Origin of the sequence: Promicromonospora sukumoe, assembly GCF_014137995.1 — a bacterium.
Lineage (GTDB): Bacteria > Actinomycetota > Actinomycetes > Actinomycetales > Cellulomonadaceae > Promicromonospora > Promicromonospora sukumoe.
The window spans coordinates 2,079,016-2,100,982 of record NZ_JACGWV010000001.1 but is presented as its reverse complement, the minus strand read 5'-3'; the positions used below and the strand labels follow the sequence as shown (position 1 = coordinate 2,100,982).

Annotated in this window: 21 protein-coding genes; 8 read left to right on the top strand and 13 right to left on the bottom strand. The window is 72.9% G+C overall.

Annotated features, from left to right (window positions below):
- The first annotated feature begins 92 nt into the window (after positions 1-92).
- The gene (locus FHX71_RS09235; protein WP_246402410.1) at positions 93-1,058 is read left to right on the top strand and encodes a helix-turn-helix domain-containing protein; all 966 of its coding nucleotides are present in this window, start codon (positions 93-95) and stop codon (positions 1,056-1,058) included.
- 12 nt (positions 1,059-1,070) lie between these two features.
- Here the strand turns inward: FHX71_RS09235 and FHX71_RS09230 are convergent, their stop codons facing one another.
- Positions 1,071-1,829 carry a DeoR/GlpR family DNA-binding transcription regulator gene (locus FHX71_RS09230; protein ID WP_182615598.1) on the bottom strand — a complete coding sequence of 253 codons (759 nt, stop codon included), beginning with the start codon at positions 1,827-1,829 and terminating at the stop codon, positions 1,071-1,073.
- A 50-nt stretch (positions 1,830-1,879) separates the two neighbouring features.
- Here FHX71_RS09230 and FHX71_RS09225 point away from each other — a divergent pair, with 50 nt between their 5' ends.
- The 3 genes from FHX71_RS09225 to FHX71_RS09215 all read left to right on the top strand — a co-directional run bounded on the left by FHX71_RS09225 (position 1,880) and on the right by FHX71_RS09215 (position 4,127).
- Positions 1,880-2,263 carry a DUF4406 domain-containing protein gene (locus FHX71_RS09225; RefSeq protein WP_182615596.1) on the top strand — a complete coding sequence of 128 codons (384 nt, stop codon included), beginning with the start codon at positions 1,880-1,882 and terminating at the stop codon, positions 2,261-2,263.
- Positions 2,260-2,934 (top strand): NUDIX domain-containing protein, encoded by a 675-nt coding sequence (locus FHX71_RS09220; protein ID WP_182615594.1) that lies wholly within the window; start codon positions 2,260-2,262, stop codon positions 2,932-2,934. The genes FHX71_RS09225 and FHX71_RS09220 overlap by 4 nt, the downstream gene beginning before the upstream one ends.
- Before the next feature lie 170 nt (positions 2,935-3,104).
- Positions 3,105-4,127 (top strand): SGNH/GDSL hydrolase family protein, encoded by a 1,023-nt coding sequence (locus tag FHX71_RS09215; RefSeq protein ID WP_182615591.1) that lies wholly within the window; start codon positions 3,105-3,107, stop codon positions 4,125-4,127.
- 105 nt (positions 4,128-4,232) lie between these two features.
- Here the strand turns inward: FHX71_RS09215 and FHX71_RS09210 are convergent, their stop codons facing one another.
- Both FHX71_RS09210 and FHX71_RS09205 read right to left on the bottom strand, forming a co-directional pair.
- Positions 4,233-4,925, bottom strand: coding sequence for a response regulator (locus FHX71_RS09210; protein ID WP_182615589.1), 693 nt, complete (start codon positions 4,923-4,925; stop codon positions 4,233-4,235).
- Positions 4,922-6,712: a sensor histidine kinase gene (locus tag FHX71_RS09205; RefSeq protein ID WP_182615587.1), complete on the bottom strand. Its 1,791-nt coding sequence runs from the start codon at positions 6,710-6,712 to the stop codon at positions 4,922-4,924. The genes FHX71_RS09210 and FHX71_RS09205 overlap by 4 nt, the downstream gene beginning before the upstream one ends.
- A gap of 177 nt (positions 6,713-6,889) precedes the next feature.
- Here FHX71_RS09205 and FHX71_RS09200 point away from each other — a divergent pair, with 177 nt between their 5' ends.
- Positions 6,890-8,347, top strand: coding sequence for a CitMHS family transporter (locus FHX71_RS09200; RefSeq protein WP_182615585.1), 1,458 nt, complete (start codon positions 6,890-6,892; stop codon positions 8,345-8,347).
- Positions 8,348-8,370: 23 nt separating this feature from the next.
- Here FHX71_RS09200 and FHX71_RS09195 read toward each other — a convergent pair whose 3' ends face one another.
- On the bottom strand, positions 8,371-9,174 hold the full coding sequence (locus FHX71_RS09195) for a PAS and ANTAR domain-containing protein (protein WP_246402408.1): 804 nt from the start codon (positions 9,172-9,174) through the stop codon (positions 8,371-8,373).
- 227 nt (positions 9,175-9,401) lie between these two features.
- On the opposite strand from FHX71_RS09195, the gene FHX71_RS09190 reads away from it, so the two are divergent.
- Positions 9,402-10,172 carry a YqjF family protein gene (locus tag FHX71_RS09190; protein WP_182615583.1) on the top strand — a complete coding sequence of 257 codons (771 nt, stop codon included), beginning with the start codon at positions 9,402-9,404 and terminating at the stop codon, positions 10,170-10,172.
- A gap of 25 nt (positions 10,173-10,197) precedes the next feature.
- Here FHX71_RS09190 and FHX71_RS09185 read toward each other — a convergent pair whose 3' ends face one another.
- The 6 genes from FHX71_RS09185 to FHX71_RS09160 form a co-directional block, all read right to left on the bottom strand.
- A complete protein-coding gene (locus tag FHX71_RS09185; RefSeq protein ID WP_182615581.1) occupies positions 10,198-11,208 on the bottom strand; it encodes a CPBP family intramembrane glutamic endopeptidase in 1,011 nt (336 codons plus the stop codon).
- A gap of 134 nt (positions 11,209-11,342) precedes the next feature.
- Positions 11,343-12,014, bottom strand: a complete 672-nt coding sequence (locus tag FHX71_RS09180; RefSeq protein WP_246402407.1) for a PAS and ANTAR domain-containing protein — start codon at positions 12,012-12,014, stop codon at positions 11,343-11,345.
- A 155-nt stretch (positions 12,015-12,169) separates the two neighbouring features.
- A complete protein-coding gene (locus FHX71_RS09175) occupies positions 12,170-13,066 on the bottom strand; it encodes an energy-coupling factor transporter transmembrane component T family protein (RefSeq protein ID WP_182615579.1) in 897 nt (298 codons plus the stop codon).
- The gene (locus FHX71_RS09170; RefSeq protein WP_182615577.1) at positions 13,063-14,862 is read right to left on the bottom strand and encodes an ABC transporter ATP-binding protein; all 1,800 of its coding nucleotides are present in this window, start codon (positions 14,860-14,862) and stop codon (positions 13,063-13,065) included. Before FHX71_RS09170 ends, FHX71_RS09175 begins: the two co-directional genes overlap by 4 nt.
- The gene (locus FHX71_RS09165; RefSeq protein ID WP_182615562.1) at positions 14,862-15,875 is read right to left on the bottom strand and encodes a DUF8171 family membrane protein; all 1,014 of its coding nucleotides are present in this window, start codon (positions 15,873-15,875) and stop codon (positions 14,862-14,864) included. The genes FHX71_RS09170 and FHX71_RS09165 overlap by 1 nt, the downstream gene beginning before the upstream one ends.
- A 48-nt stretch (positions 15,876-15,923) precedes the next feature.
- Positions 15,924-17,744, bottom strand: coding sequence for an HAD family hydrolase (locus tag FHX71_RS09160; RefSeq protein ID WP_220489588.1), 1,821 nt, complete (start codon positions 17,742-17,744; stop codon positions 15,924-15,926).
- A gap of 214 nt (positions 17,745-17,958) precedes the next feature.
- On the opposite strand from FHX71_RS09160, the gene FHX71_RS09155 reads away from it, so the two are divergent.
- The gene (locus FHX71_RS09155) at positions 17,959-18,939 is read left to right on the top strand and encodes a LacI family DNA-binding transcriptional regulator (protein WP_220489586.1); all 981 of its coding nucleotides are present in this window, start codon (positions 17,959-17,961) and stop codon (positions 18,937-18,939) included.
- 20 nt (positions 18,940-18,959) lie between these two features.
- Here FHX71_RS09155 and FHX71_RS09150 read toward each other — a convergent pair whose 3' ends face one another.
- Complete coding sequence (locus FHX71_RS09150) at positions 18,960-19,499, bottom strand: small multidrug efflux protein (protein WP_182615558.1); 540 nt, start codon at positions 19,497-19,499, stop codon at positions 18,960-18,962.
- 201 nt (positions 19,500-19,700) lie between these two features.
- Between FHX71_RS09150 and FHX71_RS09145 the strand changes: the two genes are divergently transcribed.
- Positions 19,701-20,468, top strand: a complete 768-nt coding sequence (locus tag FHX71_RS09145) for a MerR family transcriptional regulator (protein ID WP_182615556.1) — start codon at positions 19,701-19,703, stop codon at positions 20,466-20,468.
- Here FHX71_RS09145 and FHX71_RS09140 read toward each other — a convergent pair whose 3' ends face one another.
- A complete protein-coding gene (locus FHX71_RS09140) occupies positions 20,469-21,170 on the bottom strand; it encodes a DUF1345 domain-containing protein (RefSeq protein WP_182615554.1) in 702 nt (233 codons plus the stop codon).
- Between the two features lie 4 nt (positions 21,171-21,174).
- Positions 21,175-21,933: a CPBP family intramembrane glutamic endopeptidase gene (locus FHX71_RS09135; RefSeq protein WP_182615552.1), complete on the bottom strand. Its 759-nt coding sequence runs from the start codon at positions 21,931-21,933 to the stop codon at positions 21,175-21,177.
- Positions 21,934-21,967 lie beyond the last annotated feature (34 nt).

The window sequence follows — 21,967 nt, the reverse complement described above, 5'->3', positions numbered from 1 at the left end:
GTGCAGCCAGATGCCTGTCGGTCGTGCGCACCGGGGTCCTACCACCGACAGGGACAGGCTGCGCCGGGGCGTGGTGGCCTACTGTCGACGGCATGACTGTCGGAGACGTGACTGCCGGGGGTATGGCCGCCGGGGGTGTATCCGCCGCAGGCACGAACGATGCGCACGGCTCCGGGAGCCTGGGCGAGTTCCTGCGGTCCCGCCGCGCCGCGCTGGACCCCGAGGCCGCGGGAGTGCGGAGCTGGGGCAAGCGGCGTCGTGTCCCCGGGCTCCGCCGCGAGGAGGTGGCCCAGCTCGCCGGGGTGAGCGCCGCCTACTACGTGCGGCTGGAGCAGGGCGCGGCGCGGAACGCCTCGAACGAGGTGCTCCTGGCGTTGGCCAGGGCGCTGGCGCTGAACGACGTCGAGACCGAGCACCTGATGGACCTGGCGCAGCCCCGGCCCGGCCGGGCCGCCCCGCGCAGCCGCCCGGAGCGGCCGGACCCGCGCTCCCTCGCCATGCTCGACGCGCTGTCGGACCACCCCGCCGTCCTCCTGGGACGCCGCAACGACGTGCTGGCGTGGACGCCCCTGGGACACGCTCTGCTGGCCTCGCACGTACCGTTCGACAGCACCGAGAACCCGGGCACGTACCCGTCACTGCCGCGGCTGCTGTTCCTCGACCCACAGGTCAGGGGCCTCTACCCCGACTGGCGGGCAGAGGCCCGGACCTACATCGCCTACCTGCGTCTCATCAGCGGCAAGTACCCGGGCGACAAGCGGCTCGCGGAGCTCGTGGGCGAGCTGTGCATGCGGGACGCCGACTTCGCCGCGCTCTGGGCCGGCGGGCACGTCGGGGAGTGCACGTCCGGGACGAAGCGCATGCGGCACCCCCTGGTCGGTGAGCTGCGCGTCGACTACCAGATCTGGCTCCAGGCCGACAGCCCCGACCACCGGCTCGAGGTCTACACGCCCGCCGACGAGCCGTCCGCGGACGCGCTCGCCCTCCTGGCGAGCGTCTCGGCGCCGAACGCCCACGATCGGACGACGACGCCCCCACGACGGGCCGCCCGGCTCTGACGACCCACGACATCAGCCCGCGGCAAGGACCTCCACGCCCAACGCCCGGATCTCCTTGACGACGGGGTCGCTCGGGTCGGCGTCGGTGATCACCCCGCTGACCTTCTCCCAGGGCAGCACCCGGAACCGCGACGCCGTCCCGATCTTCTCCGACGACGCGAGGACGTAGGTCTCGGCGGCCCGTGCCGACAGGGCCCGCTTCATCGCGGCCTCCTCCGCGTCGCCGGTGGTCAGGCCGGCCTCGGGGTGCACGCCGGTGACGCCGAGCAGGCAGAGGTCGGCGGAGACGTTCTGCGCCGCCTCGACCGCGGCGGCGCCGTAGGCGACCGCCGAGTGCTTGAAGACCCGGCCGCCCAGCAGGAAGACCTCCGCGGCCGGGTGGTCGAGCAGCGCGACGGCGATGGTCGGGCTGTGCGTGATCACGGTGCACCCCAGGTCCGGCGGGAGTGCCCGGGCGACCGCGAGGGCGGTGGTGCCGCCGTCGAGGATCACCGCCCCGCCGGGACGTACCAGCCCGGCGGCGACCGAGGCGACCGCACGCTTGCCGTCGGGGGCCACGGTCTGCCGCGCCGCGTAGTCGACCACCGCCGGCGAGACCGGGAGTGCGCCGCCGTAGACGCGCTGGACCAGCCCGTCGGCGGCGAGGTCGCGCAGGTCGCGCCGCACGCTGTCCTCGGATATGCCCAGGTCGGCGGCCACGTCCTTGGCGACGATCTTGCCCTCGCGGGCCAGCAGCCCGAGCAGGTGCTCCCGTCGTTCAGCAGCCAGCATGTCCACACTCTTTCTCGTTGTTGCACGTTTCTGCATGTACGGTAGCACCCGTGACCGACAAGCCCCTGCTCATCCTCATCGCCGGCCCCTACCGCTCCGGCACCGGCAACGACCCCCGGGCCATGGCGTCCAACCTCGCCCGGCTGGAGGCCGCCGCGTGGCCGGTGTTCGCCGCCGGCCACCTCCCGATGATCGGCGAGTGGGTGGCCCTGCCCGTGCTGCGCTCCGCCGGCGCCGGCGCCACCGACCCCCTGGCCGACGACGTCCTGTACCCGGCCGCCGAACGCCTGCTCGCCCGCTGCGACGCGGTGCTGCGGCTGCCCGGCGAGTCCGCCGGGGCCGACCAGGACGTCGCGATCGCCCGGCGGCGCGGCCTGCCCGTCTACCACGACGTGGCCGAGATCCCCCGCCTCACCCCGCAGGGGATCGCATGACGGGCCGCCCCGGTATCGACGTGCCGGACCACCGCGGACGCACGGGCCTCGACCAAGCGGGGCGGGGTCTGGACCGCAACCCCGCCGTCGTGGTGCGCGACGTCGAGCTCACCTCGCAGGGCTGGCATGTTCTGCGGCGCACGACGTTCGACCACCGGCGGCGCGACGGGCGGTGGGAGACGCAGCAGCGCGAGACCTACGACCGGGGCGACGGCGCCGTCGTGCTGCCCTACGACGTCGGCCGCGGCCGCGTGCTACTGACCCGCCAGTTCCGCTATCCGGCCTACGTCAACGAGCACCCCGACGGCATGCTCGTCGAGGCCGCCGCCGGGCTGCTCGACGCCGACGACCCGATTACGGCGATCCGCCGCGAGAGCACCGAGGAGCTGGGCGTCACGCTCGGGGAGCTCACCCACGTCCTCGACGCGTACATGAGCCCGGGCTCCGTGACCGAGCGCCTCCATTTCTACGCCGCCCCCTACACGCCGGCCGACCGGACGGGGGCCGGCGGCGGCCTCGAGAAGGACGGCGAGGACATCGAGGTGCTGGAGGTCCCGTTCGCGGAGGCCCTCGCCATGGTTCGCGACGGCCGCATCGTCGACGGCAAGACCATCCTGCTCCTGCAGTGGGCGGTGCTGGACGGACCGTTCGCTCGCCCCCCGAGGCCCTAGCCCCCGGGGGACGGACAGCGGACCGGGCGCCCACCAAGAAATGGCGCACAACTGACGAAGTCTTGAATTATTCATGCGCCAGCCATTGTGTAGCGAGGGTGAAATATCCTATAAATGGAGCGATCGGGACACAACTGCCGTGGCCCGACGGACCATCAGGGAGCTGCCTCATGAAGCAACGCCTGTTCCGCGTCCTCGCCGCCGTCGCGGCGACGAGCCTCGTCACCGTCGGGCTGGTCACGACGCCGGCCCCGCCCTCGTCCGCCGCCCAGTCCGCCGCCGCCGGGTCCTACGTCGCCCTGGGCGACTCCTACTCCTCGGGCACCGGCACCCGGAGCTACATCGCCGACGGCACCGAGTGCCTGCGCTCGACCTACGCCTACGCCAGCCTGACGGCGGCCGCCAAGGGCTACAGCCTCAACTTCCGGGCCTGCTCGGGTGCGGTCGTGTCCGACGTGACGAGCAGCCAGCTCAGCGCCCTGACCTCGACCACGACGTACGTCACGATCTCGGTGGGCGGCAACGACGCCGGGTTCGCCGACGTGCTGACCGAGTGCGCCCTCCCGGCATGGGCCAGCGACTGCGCCGGGGCGGTCGCCGGGGCACGGTCGTTCATCTCCAGCGCCCTTCCCGGCCGGCTCAGCACCCTCTACGCGTCCATCCGGACGAGGGCGCCGAACGCGAAGGTGGTCGTCGTCGGCTACCCGAAGATCTTCATGGGCGAGGACTGCAACGTGGCGACCTTCTTCAGCCCGGAGGACGAGGCGGCGCTCAACGACGCCGTCGTGCTCATCAACTCGGTCACCCGGAGCGCCGCCTCCGCCCGGGGGTTCACGTTCGTCGACCCGGTCAGCCGGTTCACCGGCCACGCCGTGTGCGACTCGACCGAGTGGATCAACGGCTTCTCGAGCCCCGTCCAGGAGTCCTACCACCCCAACCGCCTCGGCCACTCCAACGGCTACCTGCCGCTGGTCAGCGGCGTGCTGACCGGCGCGAGCGTCGCGGCGACCCCCGCTGTGCTCGCCGAGGCCCGGGACGGCGCGGCGGCGCAGGCGAAGCTCCAGCAGAAGTACGCCGCCGCGGACCGCTCGATCGAGCCGAAGCTCTTCCAGCCCCCGACCAAGGCCCGGCTGGAACGGCTCGCGAAGGAGAGGGGCGTCGACTTCGACACCTGGTGGGCCCAGACCCGGTGACCGGCACCGGGCACTGACCGGGGGTCGCGCGCGACGAGGCGCGCGGCCCCCTTGCCGTGCCGCGCGCAGGCGGCTGGGCGCGGGCGGGTGTGCGCGACCCCCGACCTAGGTGCGCCCGGCCGTGCGGTACCGGTGCTCGGGGCGGCCCGTCGAGCCGTACCGGAGCTCGACCACGAGGTGGCCCTGGTGGGCGAGCGCCGAGAGGTAGCGCTGGGCCGTCGCCCGCGAGACCCCGACCCGGTCGGCGACCATCGGGGCCGAGAGCGCGGCCCCGGCCTCGGCGAGCGCGCCCAGCACCGCGGTCTCGGTGGGCGACCGGCGCGAGGCGCCGTCGCGGGCACCCGCGCCGTGCAGCACCCGGCGCGCGCGGTCGACGGCCTCCTGGTCGAGCTCGGCCTGGGAGTCGACCAGGTTGCGGTAGCGGCCGTAGGCGCGCAGCAGCTCGGTGAGGTCGTCGTCGGCGAAGGGTTTGATGAGGTAGCCGAACGCCCCGCGCTGCAGGGCCTTGCGCACGGCGGCGGTGGCGACGGCGGCCGAGAGCACGATGGCGTCGACGTCGCGCCCGGCGATGAGGTCGAGCCCGGAACCGTCGGGCAGGTAGATGTCGGCCAGCACGAGGTCGGGGCGCTCGGCCTCGATCGCCGCGGCGGCCTGCGCCGCCGTACCCGCGGTCGCGACCACCCCGAAGCCCTCGACCGACTCGACGATGCGGGTGTGCAGCCGGGCGACGTGGAAGTCGTCGTCGACCACGACGACGCGGAACCGCACCGCGGGACCGGTGTCCTTCGACGTGCTCATCGGCCGTCCTCCTGTTCGAACTGGTGGTCCAGGCGAGCCACGAAGACCGCGCCGTGCCGCTCGGTGCGGCCCATCGCGAGCCGCAGCTCGCCGCCGTGCCGTCGCGCGACGTCGGCCGAGAGGCGCAGCCCGATGCCGTGGCCGTGCGCCGGGCCGGCGGCGCCGGCCTCCCCCGGGCCTGGCTCCCCCGGCTCTGGCTCCGCAGGTCGGGGCTCCGGCGCGAACGGGTCGGCCGCCGCGCCGTCGCCGGAGTCCATGACCGACAGATGCAGCTCGTCGCCGTGCCGGAGGGCCTCCACCTCGACCCAGCGGGGAGCGCGCTCCGAGGCCACGGCCGCCGCGATGCCGTTGTCCACGAGGTTGCCGAGCACGGTGGTGACGTCCTCGGGGTGCAGCAGCGAACCGCTCACGTCGGCGTCGGGGCCGATGCGGAGCGTCACCCCCTGGCGCTCTGCCTCCAGCGCCTTCGCGCCGAGGAACGCCTGCAGGTAGGGCTCCCGGACGAGGCCCGCGTTGGCGACGGGGAAGCGCACCGGGCCGTGCTCGCCGATGCGGTCCAGGTAGTCGAGGGCCTCGGTCGTGTCCCCGGCGCGCACCAGGCCGGTCACCACGTGGATGCGGTTGGCGAACTCGTGCCGCTGCTCCCGGAGCGCTCCGGCCAGCGTGCCGACGGCGGTCAGGCGGCGGGTCAGGTCCTCGACCGCCGTCACGTCGCGCACGATCACCACGCGCCCGAGCAGCCGGCCCTCGCGCCGCACGTCGTGCACGTCGACGTAGACGAGTCGCCCGTACACGACGAGCGGCGGGGCCGGCGGGGCGTCGTGTCCGACGTCGGGATCGTCCGCCGTCGTCGGCCCTAACGACCGGGCACCCTTGATCCGCTCGACGACGCCCGCGTGCCCGACCGCCTCCTCGACCCGGCGCCCCACCGGGTCGTCCAGGCCCAGGAGGGCCGCGGCGCGGTCGTTGCACACGGTGACGACGTCGTCGGCCGAGAGCCCGACCACGCCGTCGTCGACCCCCTGCAGCACGGCCTGCTGGTCGTGGACCAGCGCGAGCAGCTCCTCGGGCTGGAGGCCGAGGGTCTTCTCGCGCAGCCGGCGCGTGATGAACCGGGCGAGCAGCCCGCCGACCCCGAGCGCGAGCGCCGTCGAGAGCACCACCGGGACGGCGTCGGCCAGCACGGTGGACCACACCTCGGTGGGCGGCAGCCCGACGCTCACCTCTCCCACCACCGTGTCGGGGCTGTCGAGCCCGTAGACGGGGACCTTGGCCCGCGCCGAGACGCCGAGGGTGCCGCGCTCCCAGCTCACCGTCTCCTCGCCGCGCAGCGCGGCGTCGGGGCTGGTGGAGACGGGGTCGCCGATCTCGCCGGGGACGGGATGCGCGAGGCGCCGCCCGGTGTCGTCGGTGATCACCACGAACAGGGCGCCGGTGCGGCCCTCGACCTCTCGGGCGTAGTCGTCGAGGGTGCCGGCGACGAGCTCGGCGTCGGTCGACGGCGGCTGCCGCTCCGACTCGTCCTCGGCGCCGGCCCGAACCTCGGGGGTCTGCGCCACGGTCTGGGCGATGCGCAGCGCGGACTCCTGGGTCTGCTGCACGAGCCGGTTGAACCCGGTGACCGCGAACAGGCCGAGCGTGATGAGGGACACCACGATCATCGCGGCCACGATCGACCGGTTGACCTGGGTGGTGAACGGGATGGTTGGCGGAGTGGCGAGCGAGGTGGTGCGCGGGGTGGCCGGGCGTCCCCCGGGCGGCGTTCCCCGGGGGTGCGTCGTCGGCATGCTCGCATGCTAACCACGCGGACGGCCGCGACCACCCGTGAGCAGAACGCGCACAACGAGTTCTGTGCGGTATTCCGCCAGAACGCGCAGTAGCGCGCGGCGACGGGCGACCCGTTCCTAGGGTGACCGGGTTATCGCACCCGCCGCCCCCCAGCCGGCCAGACGAAGGAGTCTCCCGTGCTTGTTCTGCTCGGATTCGGAATGGTCGCCACCTTCATGGTGCTGATCATGACCAAGCGCATGACCCCGGTCCTCGCGCTCATCATCGTCCCCACGGTCTTCGGCCTGTTCGCCGGCGCCGGCCTCGGGATCGGTGACATGGCGCTGGACGCCATCGGGGGCCTCGCCCCCACCGCCGCCCTGCTGATGTTCGCCATCATCTACTTCGGCCTGATGATCGACGTCGGGCTGTTCGACCCGCTCGTGCGCGTCATCCTGCGCCTGGTGGGCCACGACCCGGTCAAGGTCGTCGTGGGTACCGCCCTCCTGGCGGCGGTGATCTCGCTCGACGGCGACGGCTCCACGACCTTCATCGTGGTCACCAGCGCCATGCTGCCGATCTACCTGCGCCTCGGCCTGAGCCCCGTGGTGCTCACCTGCGTCGCGGGCCTGGCGAACGGCGCCATGAACATCCTGCCCTGGGGCGGTCCGACCGCCCGCGCCGCCGCGGCCCTCGACCTGTCGCCGAGCGACGTGTTCGTGCCGATGGTGCCCTCGTTGCTGGCCGGGCTGGTCGTCATCTTCGCGTTCTCGTGGCACCTCGGCCTGCTGGAGCGGCGCCGTCTCGGCACGATCGACCTGCCCGGGGAGGGCATGCGCGCAGGCGAGGCCGGCGGTTCCGGCCTCGGTTCGGGTTCGGGTTCGGGTTCGGGTTCGGGCGGCGCGCACGACGGCGGGCACGGCGGCGGGACCGTCACCCAGGTGGAGCGCATCTCGACCGTCGCCATCCAGACGCTCGTGAAGCCGGACGACACCGCCATGGCGGACAGCATGCTCGACCCGCAGCGCTCGACCCTGCGCCCGAAGATGTTCTGGTTCAACCTCGCGCTGACGACCGTCGTGATGGTGCTGCTCGTCGCGGACGTGCTGCCGCTGGCGTACGTCTTCATGGCCGGCAGCGCCGTCGCGGTCATCGCGAACTTCCCCCGGGTCTCCGACCAGGCGCAGCGCATCGTGGCCCACGCCCCCTCGATCGTCGGCGTGGTGTCGATGGTGCTCACGGCGGGCGTGCTGATCGGCGTCCTGGAGGGCACGGGCATGGTCGACGCCATGGCCGCGTGGGTGTCGGGCAGCATCCCCGACCAGCTCGGCGCGTTCTCGGCGGTGATCACGGGGCTGCTGAGCATCCCGATGACGTTCTTCCTGTCGAACGACGCCTTCTACTTCGGCATCCTCCCGGTGCTCGCGGAGAGCGCGGCGGCCTTCGGCATCGACCCGGTCGACATGGCGCGCGCGTCGATCACCGGTCAGGTCGTGCACATGCAGAGCCCGCTGGTGCCCGCGATCCTGCTGCTCATCTCGCTCGCTGGCGTGAACCTGGGCGACCACCACAAGAAGGTCCTGTGGCGGGCCGTCGTGGTGTCGCTGGTCATGCTCGTGGTCGGGATCGCGGTCGGCTCGATCGGCATCGGCTGACCTGACCCGGCGCCGGCGGCGACTCAGCTCGCCATCGTGCGCCGGGTCAGGAGCGCGTCGTGCCGGCGGGGCCGCCCGACCGGCACGACGGCGTCGAGCACCCGCGTCAGGGCGGCGCCCGAGACGCCCGGCGTCCCGGTGTCCGTCCGGAGCGCCTCCACCACCTGCTCGGCCGCGGCCTGCAGCGAGATCCCCGTCGCGGTCGCGACGTCGCGCAGGGCGCGCTCGGCGACGTCGTCCGCCACACCGCGGACGGCGACGACGATCCCCTTGGCCTGCTCGATGACGGCCTGGCTGACGAACGCCCGGTCCACGCTCCCCTGGGTCCGGCGGTGCAGGGCCTCCTCTTGGACCGGAGTCACGTCCAGCACGTAGCCGGCCACCTCCAGGGAGCCGTCCTCGACGCACCGCCGCCCCTGACCGATCACCACGACCGAACGGGTGCGGGAGCTCGTGTCGACGATGCGGTGCGCGCACGCGAAGGGCCGCCCGGCGCGCAGGGCGTCGGTCACGGTCCGGACCACGCGGGCCCGGTCGTCGGGGTGCTTGCGGGACCGGAGCGCGTCCAGGCTCGGCTGCACCTCGTGCGGCTTCCAGTCGTGCATGGCGTAGACCTCGTCGGACCACCACCAGCACCCCGAGGCGACGCCCACGCGGAAACGGCCGACCAGCAGGCTGGTGCCGAGACCGAGGGAACCGGCCACCTCGGCCAGCGAGAGCGACGGCAACCGTGAACCGTCCGCGGCCTTCTCGGCGAGGGCGAGGGGGGATTTACTGCCTGGACGCATGCTGACCTCCAGATCCAACCGGACCTGGAGCCACTTCATGACCCCGGCTTACCGAGCGTATACCTCCCCATGAATTTCGCCCGCCCAGGAGCGACCAGGACAGGAGAGGCTGAGCGCGCGTGATCGGCAGTACGTCAGATGGTCGGTAGAAGGTCAGGTGATCGGTTGTTCGAGCTGCCGACCACCTGACCTTCTACCGACCACCCGCACCAGCCGCGGCAGCCCACCAGCCGCGAGGGGCGCGAGTGGTTGGTACGTTCGTGGGCGTGACCACGGCAGATGCGCGCCCGGCGGGGCAGACCGGCCTGTTCCTCTCGGCCGAGTGGCGGCGGCTGGTGATGCTCAGCTACGAGATCGACCCCGACGTGCTGCGGCCGCTCGTGCCGCCAGGGGTCGAGCTCGACACCTGGGACGGCCGGCACCTCGTGAGCATGGTCGGCTTCCAGTTCCTCGACACCCGCCTGCTCGGCGTCCCCGTCCCGTTCCACCGCGACTTCGACGAGATCAACCTGCGGTTCTACGTCCGCCGCCGGGCCGACGACGGCTGGCGGCGCGGCGTCGTCTTCGTCCGGGAGATCGTGCCCCGGTGGGCCCTGGCTACGGTCGCGCGCGTCGTCTACGGCGAGAACTACGTCGCGCGGCCCATGCGGCACCGGATCGACCTGCACGACGGCGAGGTCACGCCGGGCGGCCTGGTCGAGTACTCCTGGCACGACGCCAGGGCCTGGCACCACCTGCGCGCCACGACCGAGGGCCCTGCGCAGCCGCTCGTGCCGGGCTCCCAGGAGGAGTTCGTCACCGAGCACTACTGGGGCTACGCGGCGCAGCGCGGCGGCGGCACCGTCGAGTACCGCGTGGAGCACCCGAGCTGGCAGGTCCGGCAGGCCCGAGACCCTGCCCTGGAGTGCGACGTCGAGCAGGTGTACGGCCGGCCCTTCGTCGAGAGCCTGGCCGGGGAGCCGTTCTCCGCCTTCGTCGCGGACGGCTCGCCCGTCGTCGTCCGGCGGGGCGCCTCCCTCGGCGCGGACGCCGCCTGACCGCTGCCGAGGGAGTGCGTACGGGTCAGGCCGTCTGCGCCTTCTCGTCCACGCTCTCCACCGGGCTCTCGTCCGGGCTCTCGCCGACCGGGGTGAGCGGGGGGCCGGTCCGCCGGGTGCGGTACCAGATCACCGCGGTGATGATCGCCAGCAGCACCACGGGGATCAGGTAGGCCACCGAGCCGACACCCGAGGAACGGTCCGGCGCCGCGGAGAGATCGGCGTGCAGGACCAGCGCCAGCATCAGCCCGAGCACGTTGTTCGCGGCGTGCAGCACGACCGTCGTCTCGATGCCGCCGGTCCGCCACGTGATGAGCGCGAAGGCGATGCCCACCGCCAGGAACTGGATGTTCAGCCACAGGTCGGTGGACACGTGGATCACGGTGAACAGCACGGCGGAGACGCCGACGCCGAGAACCAGCGCGGAGCGCGCACCGCGCGCCCAGCCCGCGGTGACCCGGAAGATCAGCCCGCGGTACCCGTACTCCTCACCCGCGGTCTGCAGCGGGACCACCACGAGCGTCACCACGAACATGAAGAGCATGTCGCCGAGCGACCACTCGACCGCCGCGGAGGGCTCCAGGGCGGTGAGCACCGCCAGGTAGACCGCCCAGACCGGCACCAGCACGAGGGCCGCCCGGCCGAGCACGGCCATGCGGAACACGCCGGCCACGGAGTGCAGCGTGCGTCCCTTGACCCCGTACAGCCAGCGCTGGATCAGCGTGCTCCACGGGATGAGCAGAGCGCTGGAAGCGAAGGTGCTGGCCAGCGTGACCGTGGTGAACTCGGTACCCCCGGTCACGATGCTGTTCCGCCCGAGCAGGAGGTCGATCTGACCGCCGATCTGGGCGAACAGGGCACCGAACCCCACGAGGCCCGCGTTGAGCAGGACGATGGCGAGGATGCCGCGCCAGATCCGGCGCTCCTTCCCCCTGAGCACCAGGTGGTACGGGACGCCGCCCGGGGCGTCGCCCCCCGGGTGCTGACCTGGGCGCTGAACTGCGTCCTGACCTGGACGTTCCCTGATCTGGTTCATGCAGTGAGCATGCGCGCCACGGTAGGTGCGCCAGAAGTGCCGAAGTGTCACCGGCTACCCGTCGATGGCGTCCGTCCGGCCATGACAATTGTCATCCGCGCCCCGGACGGCGCCGGACGCCACCCCGCCGGCGCTCAGTCGCCCGCGGACGGCACCGGCGCGGTGAGGAAGTCGGCCACCTCGTCCGCCGTCGGCATCTCGGTGTTCGACGAGTCGGTGAACCAGCTCATCAGCCAGCCGGCGAGGTCCCGGACCGGGATGTTGAGGTCGTTGGACGCCGTCCGCAGGCGGTCGAACGCCGCGGAGTCCTCGATGCCGAACGCCACCATGAGGACGCCCTTGGCCTGCTCGATCGACGCCCTGCTCTCCGACGACGCCTTGATGAAGGAGGTCGCCTGCTGCGCGGCGTCCTCCCGGCTGGCCTCGGTGACGTCGATGAAGTACCCACGGATCTCGGTGACCTCGCCGGTCTTCGGGTCACGCGTGGCCTGACCGGTGACCGTGAGCGTGCGGGTCGTGCCCTGGGCGTCCTGGATGCGGTGCACGGAGCTGAACGGGCGGCCCGTCGCGTTGGCCTTGCGCATCACGTGGTCCACCCGTTCCCGGTCCTCCGGGTGCTTGTGGGCGAGCACCAGCTCGGTGGTCGGCACCACCTCACCGGGCTGGAAGCCGTGCATCACGAAGACCTCGTCCGACCAGGCCCACCGGCCCGTGCTCAGTTCGAGCCGGTACCGGCCGACAGGGGCTTCCTGGCCCGGGGCCAGGGCGGCCTCGACGGTGTTCGGCGACGGCTGGGAGTCGTTCAAGGCGTTCCTATCGATCAGGCAGCGGTGCGCGCTGCGTGGTTCAGCAGAACTGTGCACCGCCAGCCTGGGAAAACCAAGGCGCGCAGGAAGAACCGGCGGGTGAGATCCCATGATCGAGCATGAGATCGAACACCCTGACGTGGTCGGTGTGACCGTCAGAGAAGGGCGCCCGCCCAGTAGGCCGCCACGATCACCACCGCCGTGACGAGCAGCAGCGCGCCGTCGGCCCAGGTCAGGCGCAGGTGGGCGAGCCGGAGGCTGCGCCCCGCCGTGCTGGCGCTGCCCGTCACGGTGAAGCCGCGCGTCTCCAGCGCCTCCACGGTGGTGCGGGTGCGCTTGGCCGTGTTGAGCATGAGCGGGTAGAAGGACTGGACGGCGATGGTGCCGATCCGCGCGGCGGTGCGGTAGCCGAGGAACCCGTGCCCCTGGTGGGGCGCACCGCGCAGCCGGTGGCCGTCCACGATCGTCTGGAACTCGTCGACCAGGAGCGGAACCATCCGGTACCCGTACGAGACGCCGAACCCGACGACGGCCGGCGCGCGCAGGGCCAGCAGGCCGTCGGAGAGCTTCTCGGGGTCCAGCGACACGAACGCCGCCATGCTCGCCAGGGACAGCGTGCCCAGCTTGAGCGTGATCTGCAGCAGGCCGTCGACCGCGCCGGGATCGCCGCCGAGCACCAGGGCGATGACCAGCAGGTAGAGCCCCTGCCCCACCAGCCCGACCGTGAACAGGACCAGCAGGAGCGGGCCGATGCGGGCCGCGAGCGCGCAGGCCAGGGCGCCGGCGAACAGGATCGCGAGCACGGTCGTGTCGTAGGTGAACCAGGGCGCGAGCGCGCACAGGACGTACCAGAAGATCACCGCGCGCGGGTCGCGGCGGGCCAGGAAGCCGCCGCGCGTCGCGTAGGCCACGCGCATCAGCTCCAGCTTGACCCACTCGACCGAGGCCCGGTCGAGGCCGCTGCGGGCTTTCGCGGTGCTGGGGCTGGCGGTGGCGGAGCCGGCGGCGGCAGGGCTGGCGGGGCCGGGCGCGGTGGTGGCGGGGGTGCTCATGACGGGGCCTTTCCGAGCCGGGCGATCAGGGAGCCGACGTCGAGCGGCACGGGGTCCAGGCCCAGCGCGGTGCCGAGCTGCGCGACCTGCGGCGGCACCAGCCGGGCCTGCCGCAGCACGTCCGGGGAGGCGAACAGGGTGGCGGGATCGACGTCGGCGAGCACCCGGCCCTGGTCGAGGACCAGCACCCGGGTGGCCCACTCGGCCACCAGGTGCATGTCGTGCGTGGCGATCACCGAGCAGCGGATGTGCTCGGCCAGGGAGGCCAGCATGGAGATCACGTCGTCGCGCGAGCGCAGGTCGAGGCTGGAGGTGGGCTCGTCGAGCAGCAGCAGGCGGGGCCGCATGGCCAGGCCGATGGCGATGGTCGCGCGGCGCTGCTGCCCGCCCGACAGGAGCCGGCCGTCGCGGTCGGACAGCGCGGTCAGCGCCGTGCGGTCCAGCACGCGTTCGACCAGCTCGTCGGCGTCGGGCAGGGCGCGGCCCCGCGGGTACATCGCGACGTCGGCCCGGACCGAGTCCTGCAGGAACATCTCCTCGGGGCGCTGCACCAGGTAGCAGACCGTCCCGGCGAGGTCGGCGGCGCTGACGGCGCGGGTGTCGCGCCCGTCGACCACGACCGTGCCCTCCTGCGGTATCGCCAGGCCCGACAGGACGCTGAGCAGCGTGGACTTGCCCGCGCCGTTGGAGCCCACCAGCGCGACCCGCTCCCCCGCACGCAGCTCGACGTCCAGGCCGTCGAGCACGGTGCTGCGGCCGGAGCCGCCGATGCGCTGGTACCCGAAGCGGACGCCGGACATGGTGGCGACGGGCTCGTCGGGCCCGTCCTCGGACGACGCCGGCTCGGTCGGGGTGCGAGGCACCGCCGTGGCCGCGTCCGCGAGCGGCCGGAGCAGGTCCGCGGCGTCCTCGACCGTGAGCGGCACACGGCGCTCCCCCGAGGCCACCTCGGGGACCAGCGCCCGCGCGGCCGCCACGATCTGGGGCGCCGGGATCTGCGCCTCCTCCAGGTCAGCGGTGCGCGACAGCGCCTCGGCCACGGGCAGGTGCCAGCGCACGACGCCGTCGGCCATGAGCACCACCGACCGCGCGTAGCGGGCCACGAGCTCGGCGTGGTGCTCGATCACGACGACGGTGACGCCGAGGTCGCGGTTGAGCCGCGCGAGGTGCTCGTAGACGGCGCCGGCCCGCTCGGGGTCCACCTCGGCGGCGGGCTCGTCGACCACGAGCACGTCCGGGGCGAGGGCCAGGGCGCCCGCGAGCGCCGTCAGGTGCTGCTGGCCGCCGGAGAGCTGCCAGGTGTAGGTGTCGGCGATGGGCTCCAGGCCGAGGGCGGCCAGGGCCCCGTCGGTGCGGGTGGCCCAGTCGGCGTGGCCGAAGTTGAGGGGGGCGAAGGAGACGTCGTCGCGCACGGTGGGGCGGACGAGCTGGTTGCCGAAGTCCTGGAAGACGTACCCGACCTCGTGGGCGATCTCGCCCACGGTGCGGTCGGCGGTGGTGCGGCCGTTGACGCGGACCGCACCGGAGATGTCGCCGTTCCAGAAGTGCGGCACCAGCCCGTTGAACGCCTTGCAGAGCGTGGTCTTGCCGGAGCCGTTGCCCCCGACCACGGCCACGAAGTCGCCGCGCTCGATCCGCAGGTCGACGCCGCGCAGGGAGTCGCGCTCGGCGCCGGGGTAGCGGAACGTGAGCCCGCGGACCTCGATCGCCGGGGTGCCGCCGTCGGCGCTGCCGACTGCCGAGCCCTCGGGCGAACCGTCCGGAAGCGGCCGCGCGGCCGTGGTCGGGGCGGCCATCAGGCGTCCGTGCCGGTGCTGGTGGTGTCCGTGGGCTCCGTTGCGGCCTCGCTCGGCGCGGCCGGGCTCGGTGCGGCCTCGCTCGACGTGTCAACAGCCTTCGCCGTCCGGGCCCGCAGGGCGCGGATCAGGAAGAAGACGCCGAAGCCGAGCACGAGGGCGACCGAGGCGGCGATCCAGAGGTAGGCGTCGCCGAACCGGTCCACGTAGTCAGGGTCGAAGGCCGCGAAGGTCGAGATGCCGTCGCGGCCGGCGGTCTCCTCCCACGCGGCGACGAGCGCCACGGCGGCCGCCGCGACGAAGGCGAGCCCGCCGACGGCCCAGATGGAGGTGCCCCACGGACCGCGCATGCGCGGCGGGTGGGCGGGGTCGCGTGGGCGCAGGCCCATGATCGGCTCGATCTTCCCGTACAGGCGTGGGGCGAGCCACATGGCCGGCAGGGCGCCGAACAGGATGCCGGAGATCACGATGGTGAGGGTGAGGTCGATGCCCTCGGCGACCAGGAACGCAGAGAACAGGCCGTCGTTCTCCTCCAGCGCCTCGGGGTCGATGCCGACGGCGACCTTGGCGATGTCGATGATGCCGCCGGTGACCTTGTCGACGAGCACCATGACGATCGGCGCCCAGAAGAGCTGGCGCACGCTGCGCGGGTTGCGCACGAGGCAGCCGGCGATGTAGATCGCGAGCGCCGTCTCCAGCCAGCCCTCGACCTCGCTGAAGCCGCCGAAGTCACCCAGCAGCATGTCGGAGAAGACCAGCTCGCCGAGCGGCGCGCCCAGGGCGACCCAGAGCGGGTTGAGCAGGGCGGCCAGCACCACGGCGATGAAGGAGAAGTAGGAGACGCCGATCTCGACGGGACCGGCCTGGAGGTCGGGCACGATGTTGGCGACGATGTCGCCCACGCCGTACAGGGTCATGGACAGCACGAGGATCATCAGCTTCTGCGCACCCGACAGGGTGTCGGTGGTGCGCATCCGGTCGCGGAAGTCGTCGACCAGCTCGGGCACGGACATGGTGGGCCTCTCTCTGGGGGGGGTGTCGGGTAGGTCGGAACGGTCGGGTCAGGGGACGGCGGACGGCGCGGCCGGCAGCAGCAGGCCGAGCAGGTCGCCCATCTCGTCGATCACGTGGTCGGGGCGGGCGGGGTGCCCGACGTCGGCGTGCAGGGCGTCGAGGACGTCGTCGGGCGTGGAGCCGCCCCGGACGAGCACCGTGACGCCGACGCCCGCGGCGCGGGCGGCGAGCACGTCGCGCTGCGGCTTGTCCCCGACGAAGACGGCGGTGGCAGGGTCGGCGCCGAGCGCGCGCAGCGCCGTGGCCGGCATGAGCCGGTCGGGCTTGCGGTGGCCGAGCTCGTCGGAGTAGACGTGGGCGCCCACGAGGTGCCCGATGCCGTCGGCGTCCAGCTCCTCGCGGACGGCGCGGCCGTTCACCGTGTTCGAGACGACGGCGACCGGGACGCCGTGCGCGTGCGCCGCCTCCAGCAGGTCGCGCACGCCGGGGCGCAGCGTGGGGACCGACTTGGCGCGGGCGTACCGCGCCATGAGGTCGTGGGCCTCGGCGCGCAGCCAAGCGCGCAGGCCGCTCGGATCCTCGGCGACGGCGCCGCCGACCCGGCGGGCGAGCGGGTCGAGCGCGAGCTGGGTCCAGAAGGTCCGGGCGTCGATCTCGGGCACGTCCGCCCCGGCGGCGTCGGCCTCGGAGCGGTTCTTCCAGTCCTTGTGCGCCGCGCGGACCTCGGGCATGGCGTCGGACACCTGGTCCGCCGTCAGCGGGTAGCCCGCGCGGGTGAGCCGGTCCGCCAGCCCGGCCGCGAACGCGAGCCGGACGGCGTCGTCGGGCACCGACACGTGCAGCACGCCGCCGTGGTCGAGCAGCAGGGCGCTGGGGAGCCTCTCCTTCGAGCCCGAAGTTTCTTCGCTTTGGGCGGGCCCGGAGCCAAGAAACTTCGGGCTCGAAGGAGAGGTGGGAGCCGGCCCGTTTTCGGGCACGGCCAGGGAGGGGGTCGCCGACGGCGCCATGGGCGGGGCCGACGACGGCGCCACCGGTTCCGCCGCGCGGAGCAGCTCGACCAGGCCCTTCGGGGTGTCGAGCACGGCGTCCGCCCGCTCCGCCACGGGGAACGGCGGGTTGTCGGTGTGGTGGTGCCGGGTGAGCACCACGGCGCCGACGCCCGCGCGCCGTCCGGCCACGACGTCCCGGTCGTAGGTGTCCCCCACGTACCAGCAGCGCTCGGGCGCGGTCCCGAGGGCCGCGGCGGCGAGCTCGATCATGCCGGGGTGCGGCTTGCGGATGCCCACCTCGTCCGAGTACACCTGCACGGCGAAGGCGTCGCCGAGCCCGTGCTCGTCGAGCAGAGCGCGGTGCGCCCGGCCCGAGTGGGCGTTGGAGACGATGCCGAGCGGGACGCCCAGGTCGCGGGCGAGGTCCAGCAGCTCGGGGATGCCGGGGCGCACGGTGTGCTCGGCGAGCGTCGCCGTGAGGTGGTGCTGGAGCAGGCCGGCGCTCCCGGCCAGCACCTCGCGCGCCGCCGCGGGCAGCGGTGAGCCGTAGAAGTCCCGCCAGATCTCGCGGTGCGTCAGCTCGGTGGGCTCCAGGCGCCGGGACTGTGCGTTCTTCCAGCTCTTCAGGGCCGTGTTGCCGCCGCGCAGCACCGACTCCAGGTCCTCCGTCGCGATGCGGTGGCCCGCGCGGGCCAGGTGCTCCGCGACGTACGCGGCCACCCCGGGCCACTCCTCGGGCCGCTTGCGCGTCTGGAAGATCACGCCGCCGAAGTCGAGCAGCAGGGCTTCGGGTCGGACGGCGAGGGCGCTCACGGCAAGGGAGCTGGCGGCAAGGGCACTGGGGGCGCTCGGGGCGCCGGCGGCGGAGGTGTCGGTCACGGTCGGTGACGCTAGGTACGGGCGGCGACGCCCCGGCGTCGGGCACCTGGACCGAAGGTGAACGGACGTCCAATTTCTGGAACGTTCCAGTTCACCCCCGCCGCACCCGGCGCGCGACCCTCCCGGCATCGGGTAGAAACGGGCGTGGGAGCACCAGGACGACGCGGCACCCGGGTGACCAGCCCGACCCGGGTGGCCCGCGAGAGGAGAGCGCATGGCCCCGAGGCCGACCATCATCGACGTGGCGACGCACGCCGGCGTCTCGAAGTCCCTCGTCTCGCTCGCCCTGCGCGACGCCCCCGGGGTCGGGGCCGCGACCCGCGAGCGCATCCTGCGGGTCGCCGACGAGCTGGGCTACCGGTCCAACACCCTGGCCCAGGGGCTGCGCCAGCGCCGCAGCACCCTGCTCGGCGTCGTGGTCTCCAGCCTCGACAACCCGTACCACACGCAGGTCGTGGAGTCGGTGGAGCAGGCCGCCCAGGCCGACGGCCTGTCGGTGCTCCTGGCCCACGGGGCCCGGGACCAGGGCCGCCTGGCCGACCGCATGAACTCGCTGCTCGACCTGAACGTCGCGGGACTCATCGTCGTGTCCTCGTGGGCCGACCCCGGCACCCTGCAGTCCGCCGCCCGGCGGGCCCCGGTCATCATGGTGGGCCGCTCGCTCGAACCCGTGGCGGGGATCGACTCGGTGAACAACGACGACGAGCTGGGCGCGGCGCTCGTGGTGCGCCACCTCGTCGCCGCCGGGCACGAGCGCATCGCCCACCTGACGTCGTCGCGGCGGCCCGCCGGGCTGGCCCGCGAGCGCGGCTACCGCACGGCGATGGCCGAGCACGGCCTGGAGGCGTACACCCGCGTGCTGCGGCGCCACCCCGGCGAGGCGGCCACCGGCCTGCTCCGCGAGGCGACGGCGGAAGGCTCCACCGCCGTCTTCGCCCGCAACGACGTCGAGGCGTTCGACGTGCTCGACCACGCGTGGGACCACGGGCTCGACGTCCCGGACGACCTCGCGGTGGTCGGCTACGACGACTCGGCGCTGGCCCTGCGCGCCCGCCCGCGGCTGACCAGCGTGCACCAGCCGCGCGAGCGCATGGGCGAGCTCGCGGCGGAGCTGCTGCGCGAGCGGCTGGGCGGGCGTGCCGAGGACCGGCACGAGGTGCTCAGGCCCCGGCTCGTGCCCCGCGCGAGCGGCTGAGCCGTTCAGCCGGGGATGGCTCAGCCGGGGATGACGAAGTGGAGTGCGAGCGTGGTCGAGACGGTCGCCAGGGTCGTCCACAGGACGATCGCCACCGCCTGCCAGAGCAGCACCCACGCCCGCGGCGTCCCGCCCGCGACGAGGATCGCGGACGTGAACTGGGTCGGGATGGCCAGCGGGCCGAGGATGCTCGCACCGGGAACACCGAACCGGACGAGCCACTTCTTGAAGCGCAGGCGGCCCTTCGACTCGGGCTTGGCCGGCGCGGGCTCCTGCGTCTCGGCACCCGCTTCGGCGGTCCTGGCGCGGTAGCCGGTGACGGCGACGCGCGCCCTCGACGTGAGAACCACGACCACGAACACGCACAGGAAGTTGCCCGCGGCCGCCGCGAGGCCCGCCACCACGGGGTTCAGACCGCCGAGGACGCCGATCATCGAGGCCACCTCGCCCTCGAGGAACGGGACGGCGCCGGCGAGCATCACGACGAGAGGCCGGATGATCTCGGGGACCTGGCCCACGAATTCTTGGAAGTTCGAGACGAGCTGCTCGACGGGGTTCATGATGAGTTCCTTGTGAGTGCTGGCTGTGCTGCCGAGACGTCTCGGCTCGCTCCCAGTGGAGACCATGTTCCTGGAACAGGGTCAAGTGCTGGATACCGCTTGATCCGGCCGGCCACGACTAGCCCGCCCCTGGATCTTCCGGAACACTTCTGCTTCGTCCGGGAACGAGCTCCGGGCACGGACTCGACCGGAGGCAGGACCATGGCGTGGAGCACCCGCGAGCTGGCCGATCTTGCGGGCACGACCGTCAACGCGGTCCGCCACTACCACCAGCGTGGGCTGCTCGACCAGCCCGACCGCCGGTCGAACGGGTACAAGCAGTACGGCGTGCCCCATCTCGTCCGCCTGCTGCAGATCCGGCGCCTGCGCGACATCGGCGTGCCGATCGCGGAGATCGTGCGGCTGGACTCCGGGGTCGGGACCTCCCCGGAGGTGCTGTCCGCCATCGACGCCGACCTCGCCGAGACGATCGAGCGCAGCGAGCGGGCCCGCGCCGAGATCGCCGACATGATGGAGCACGGCTCGGTCACGGACGTGGCGACCGGGTTCGCCGGTGTCGCCCCGCGGCTGTCCGCGTCCGAGCGGTCCCTCACGCTCATCTACGCGCAGCTCTACGAGCCGGGCGTGATGGACGACGTCCGCCAGATGCTCGACACCGACCCGGACCCCGCGACGGCGAAGTTCGAGTCGCTCCCCGCCGACGCCGACGAGCCGGCCCGCGAGCGCCTGGCCGAGGAGTTCTCGGGGACGATCGCGAAGGCCCTGCGGAGCTACCCGTGGATCGACGCGCCGGAGACGCATCTGCGGCAGTCGGTGCGGTCGACGGCCGTCGCCATGGCCGAGACCATGCGCGCGATCTACAACCCCGCGCAGCTCGACGTCCTGGAGCGTGCCACGAGGCTCGCCCGTGCCCGCATGGGCGAGAGCGCCGGGGACGAGGGCACCGAGGACCGACCAGGCGACGCCTGATCAGGTGAGCAGGCCGCCGAACAGCAGGGACACCATCATCGCGACGATCACGGTGTTGAACGTGAACGCGAACAGGATGTTGACCCGGACGAGGGTCCAGGCGCGGCGCGTACGGATGGTCGCCGACACGGTGGCCGCCATCGTGGAGAGCAGGACGGCGAGCGTCAGGTAGTCGGAGAAGATCGGGTCGCCGTCGACGTGAACGTCGATGGGCGCCTCGCCCTCGTCGTGCACCGACGCGAGCCGCAGGTACGCGAGGGCGAAGGAGTAGACCATCAGCGCCCACGAGCTCGCCACGGAGAGCAGCCCGAGGGCGATGAAGGTCCAGTCGTCGCGGAAGGCGGGGTTCTGCGCGACGACGATGGTGAGCACGACGGCGACCACGGCGCCGATCAGGGTCCAGTTGGAGGCCCCGCCGTACCCGAGGATCTTCACCAGCGGGCGCTGCAGGGACCGGGCCTCCCGGACGGCGGCCCTGACGAGGGACTGCGCGTCCCGGTCGGTGTAGACGACATGGGTCCACACCAGGTACATCAGCACGAACGCGGGCCAGGCGGCGAGGTAGAACGCCATCAGCACCTCGCGCTGGCCCGGCTCCTCGCGACTGGTCAGGAAGAACCAGATGGCGGCGAACCCCGCGACGCTGGAAGCCAGCGAGCTCCAGTTCGCCCGCGCAAGGTCGCTCACATATCTGACGGCCACGCGTTCAGGCTTGCACAACTCCCCGCCGGCGCCTCAGGAGCACCACGACGACGATCACGCCGGCGATGCCGAGGAACGGCGCCATGAGTCCGGCCCACGGCACGTTGGCGGAGAACGTCGAGAAGTCCCACAGCCCGTGCAGCAGCATGGCGGGCACGATCGACCCGGTCATCCGGCGGGCCAGGTAGTACACGGAGCCCAGGCCGAACTGGATGAACACCTGGAGGAACGCGAGCGAGCCGATCCCGAAGAAGTAGTTCGGCAGGTGCAGCAGCGCGAACAGCACCGTGGTGAGCAGCCAGACGCCCGTCTCACCGAAGCGGCTGCCGACGGCGACCATGAGCTGACCTCGGGTCACCAGCTCCTCGTTGAACCCGACCAGGAGGCTGCCGGCCACGAGGTAGAGCCACATAGTCGGCGTGACGGTGGTGAAGTCGCCGAAGATCATATTGACGACCGCCACCACGGCCATCACGACGGGGACCGCCCAGACCCAGCGGGGCGCGCTCCGCCGCCCGGTCGTCGAGGGGCGCCACCACCCGAGCACCGTCACCAGGACGGTGATGACGACGAGGCCGCCGGCGAGCGGGGCGACGTACCACTTCAGCAGCGTCTCCGCGCTCTCGCCGACGCGGGCGTAGTCGATGCCGTTGACGATCCAGATCGCGTAGAACACGGCGAGATAGGCCAGGTAGACGGCGACACCGATCCAGATGCGGGGGCGGACGCGCGGCGCCCGCGACGTGACGTCTGACAAGTTCATGCCCCCGATGCTGAACTGTGTTCTCGCGACACGG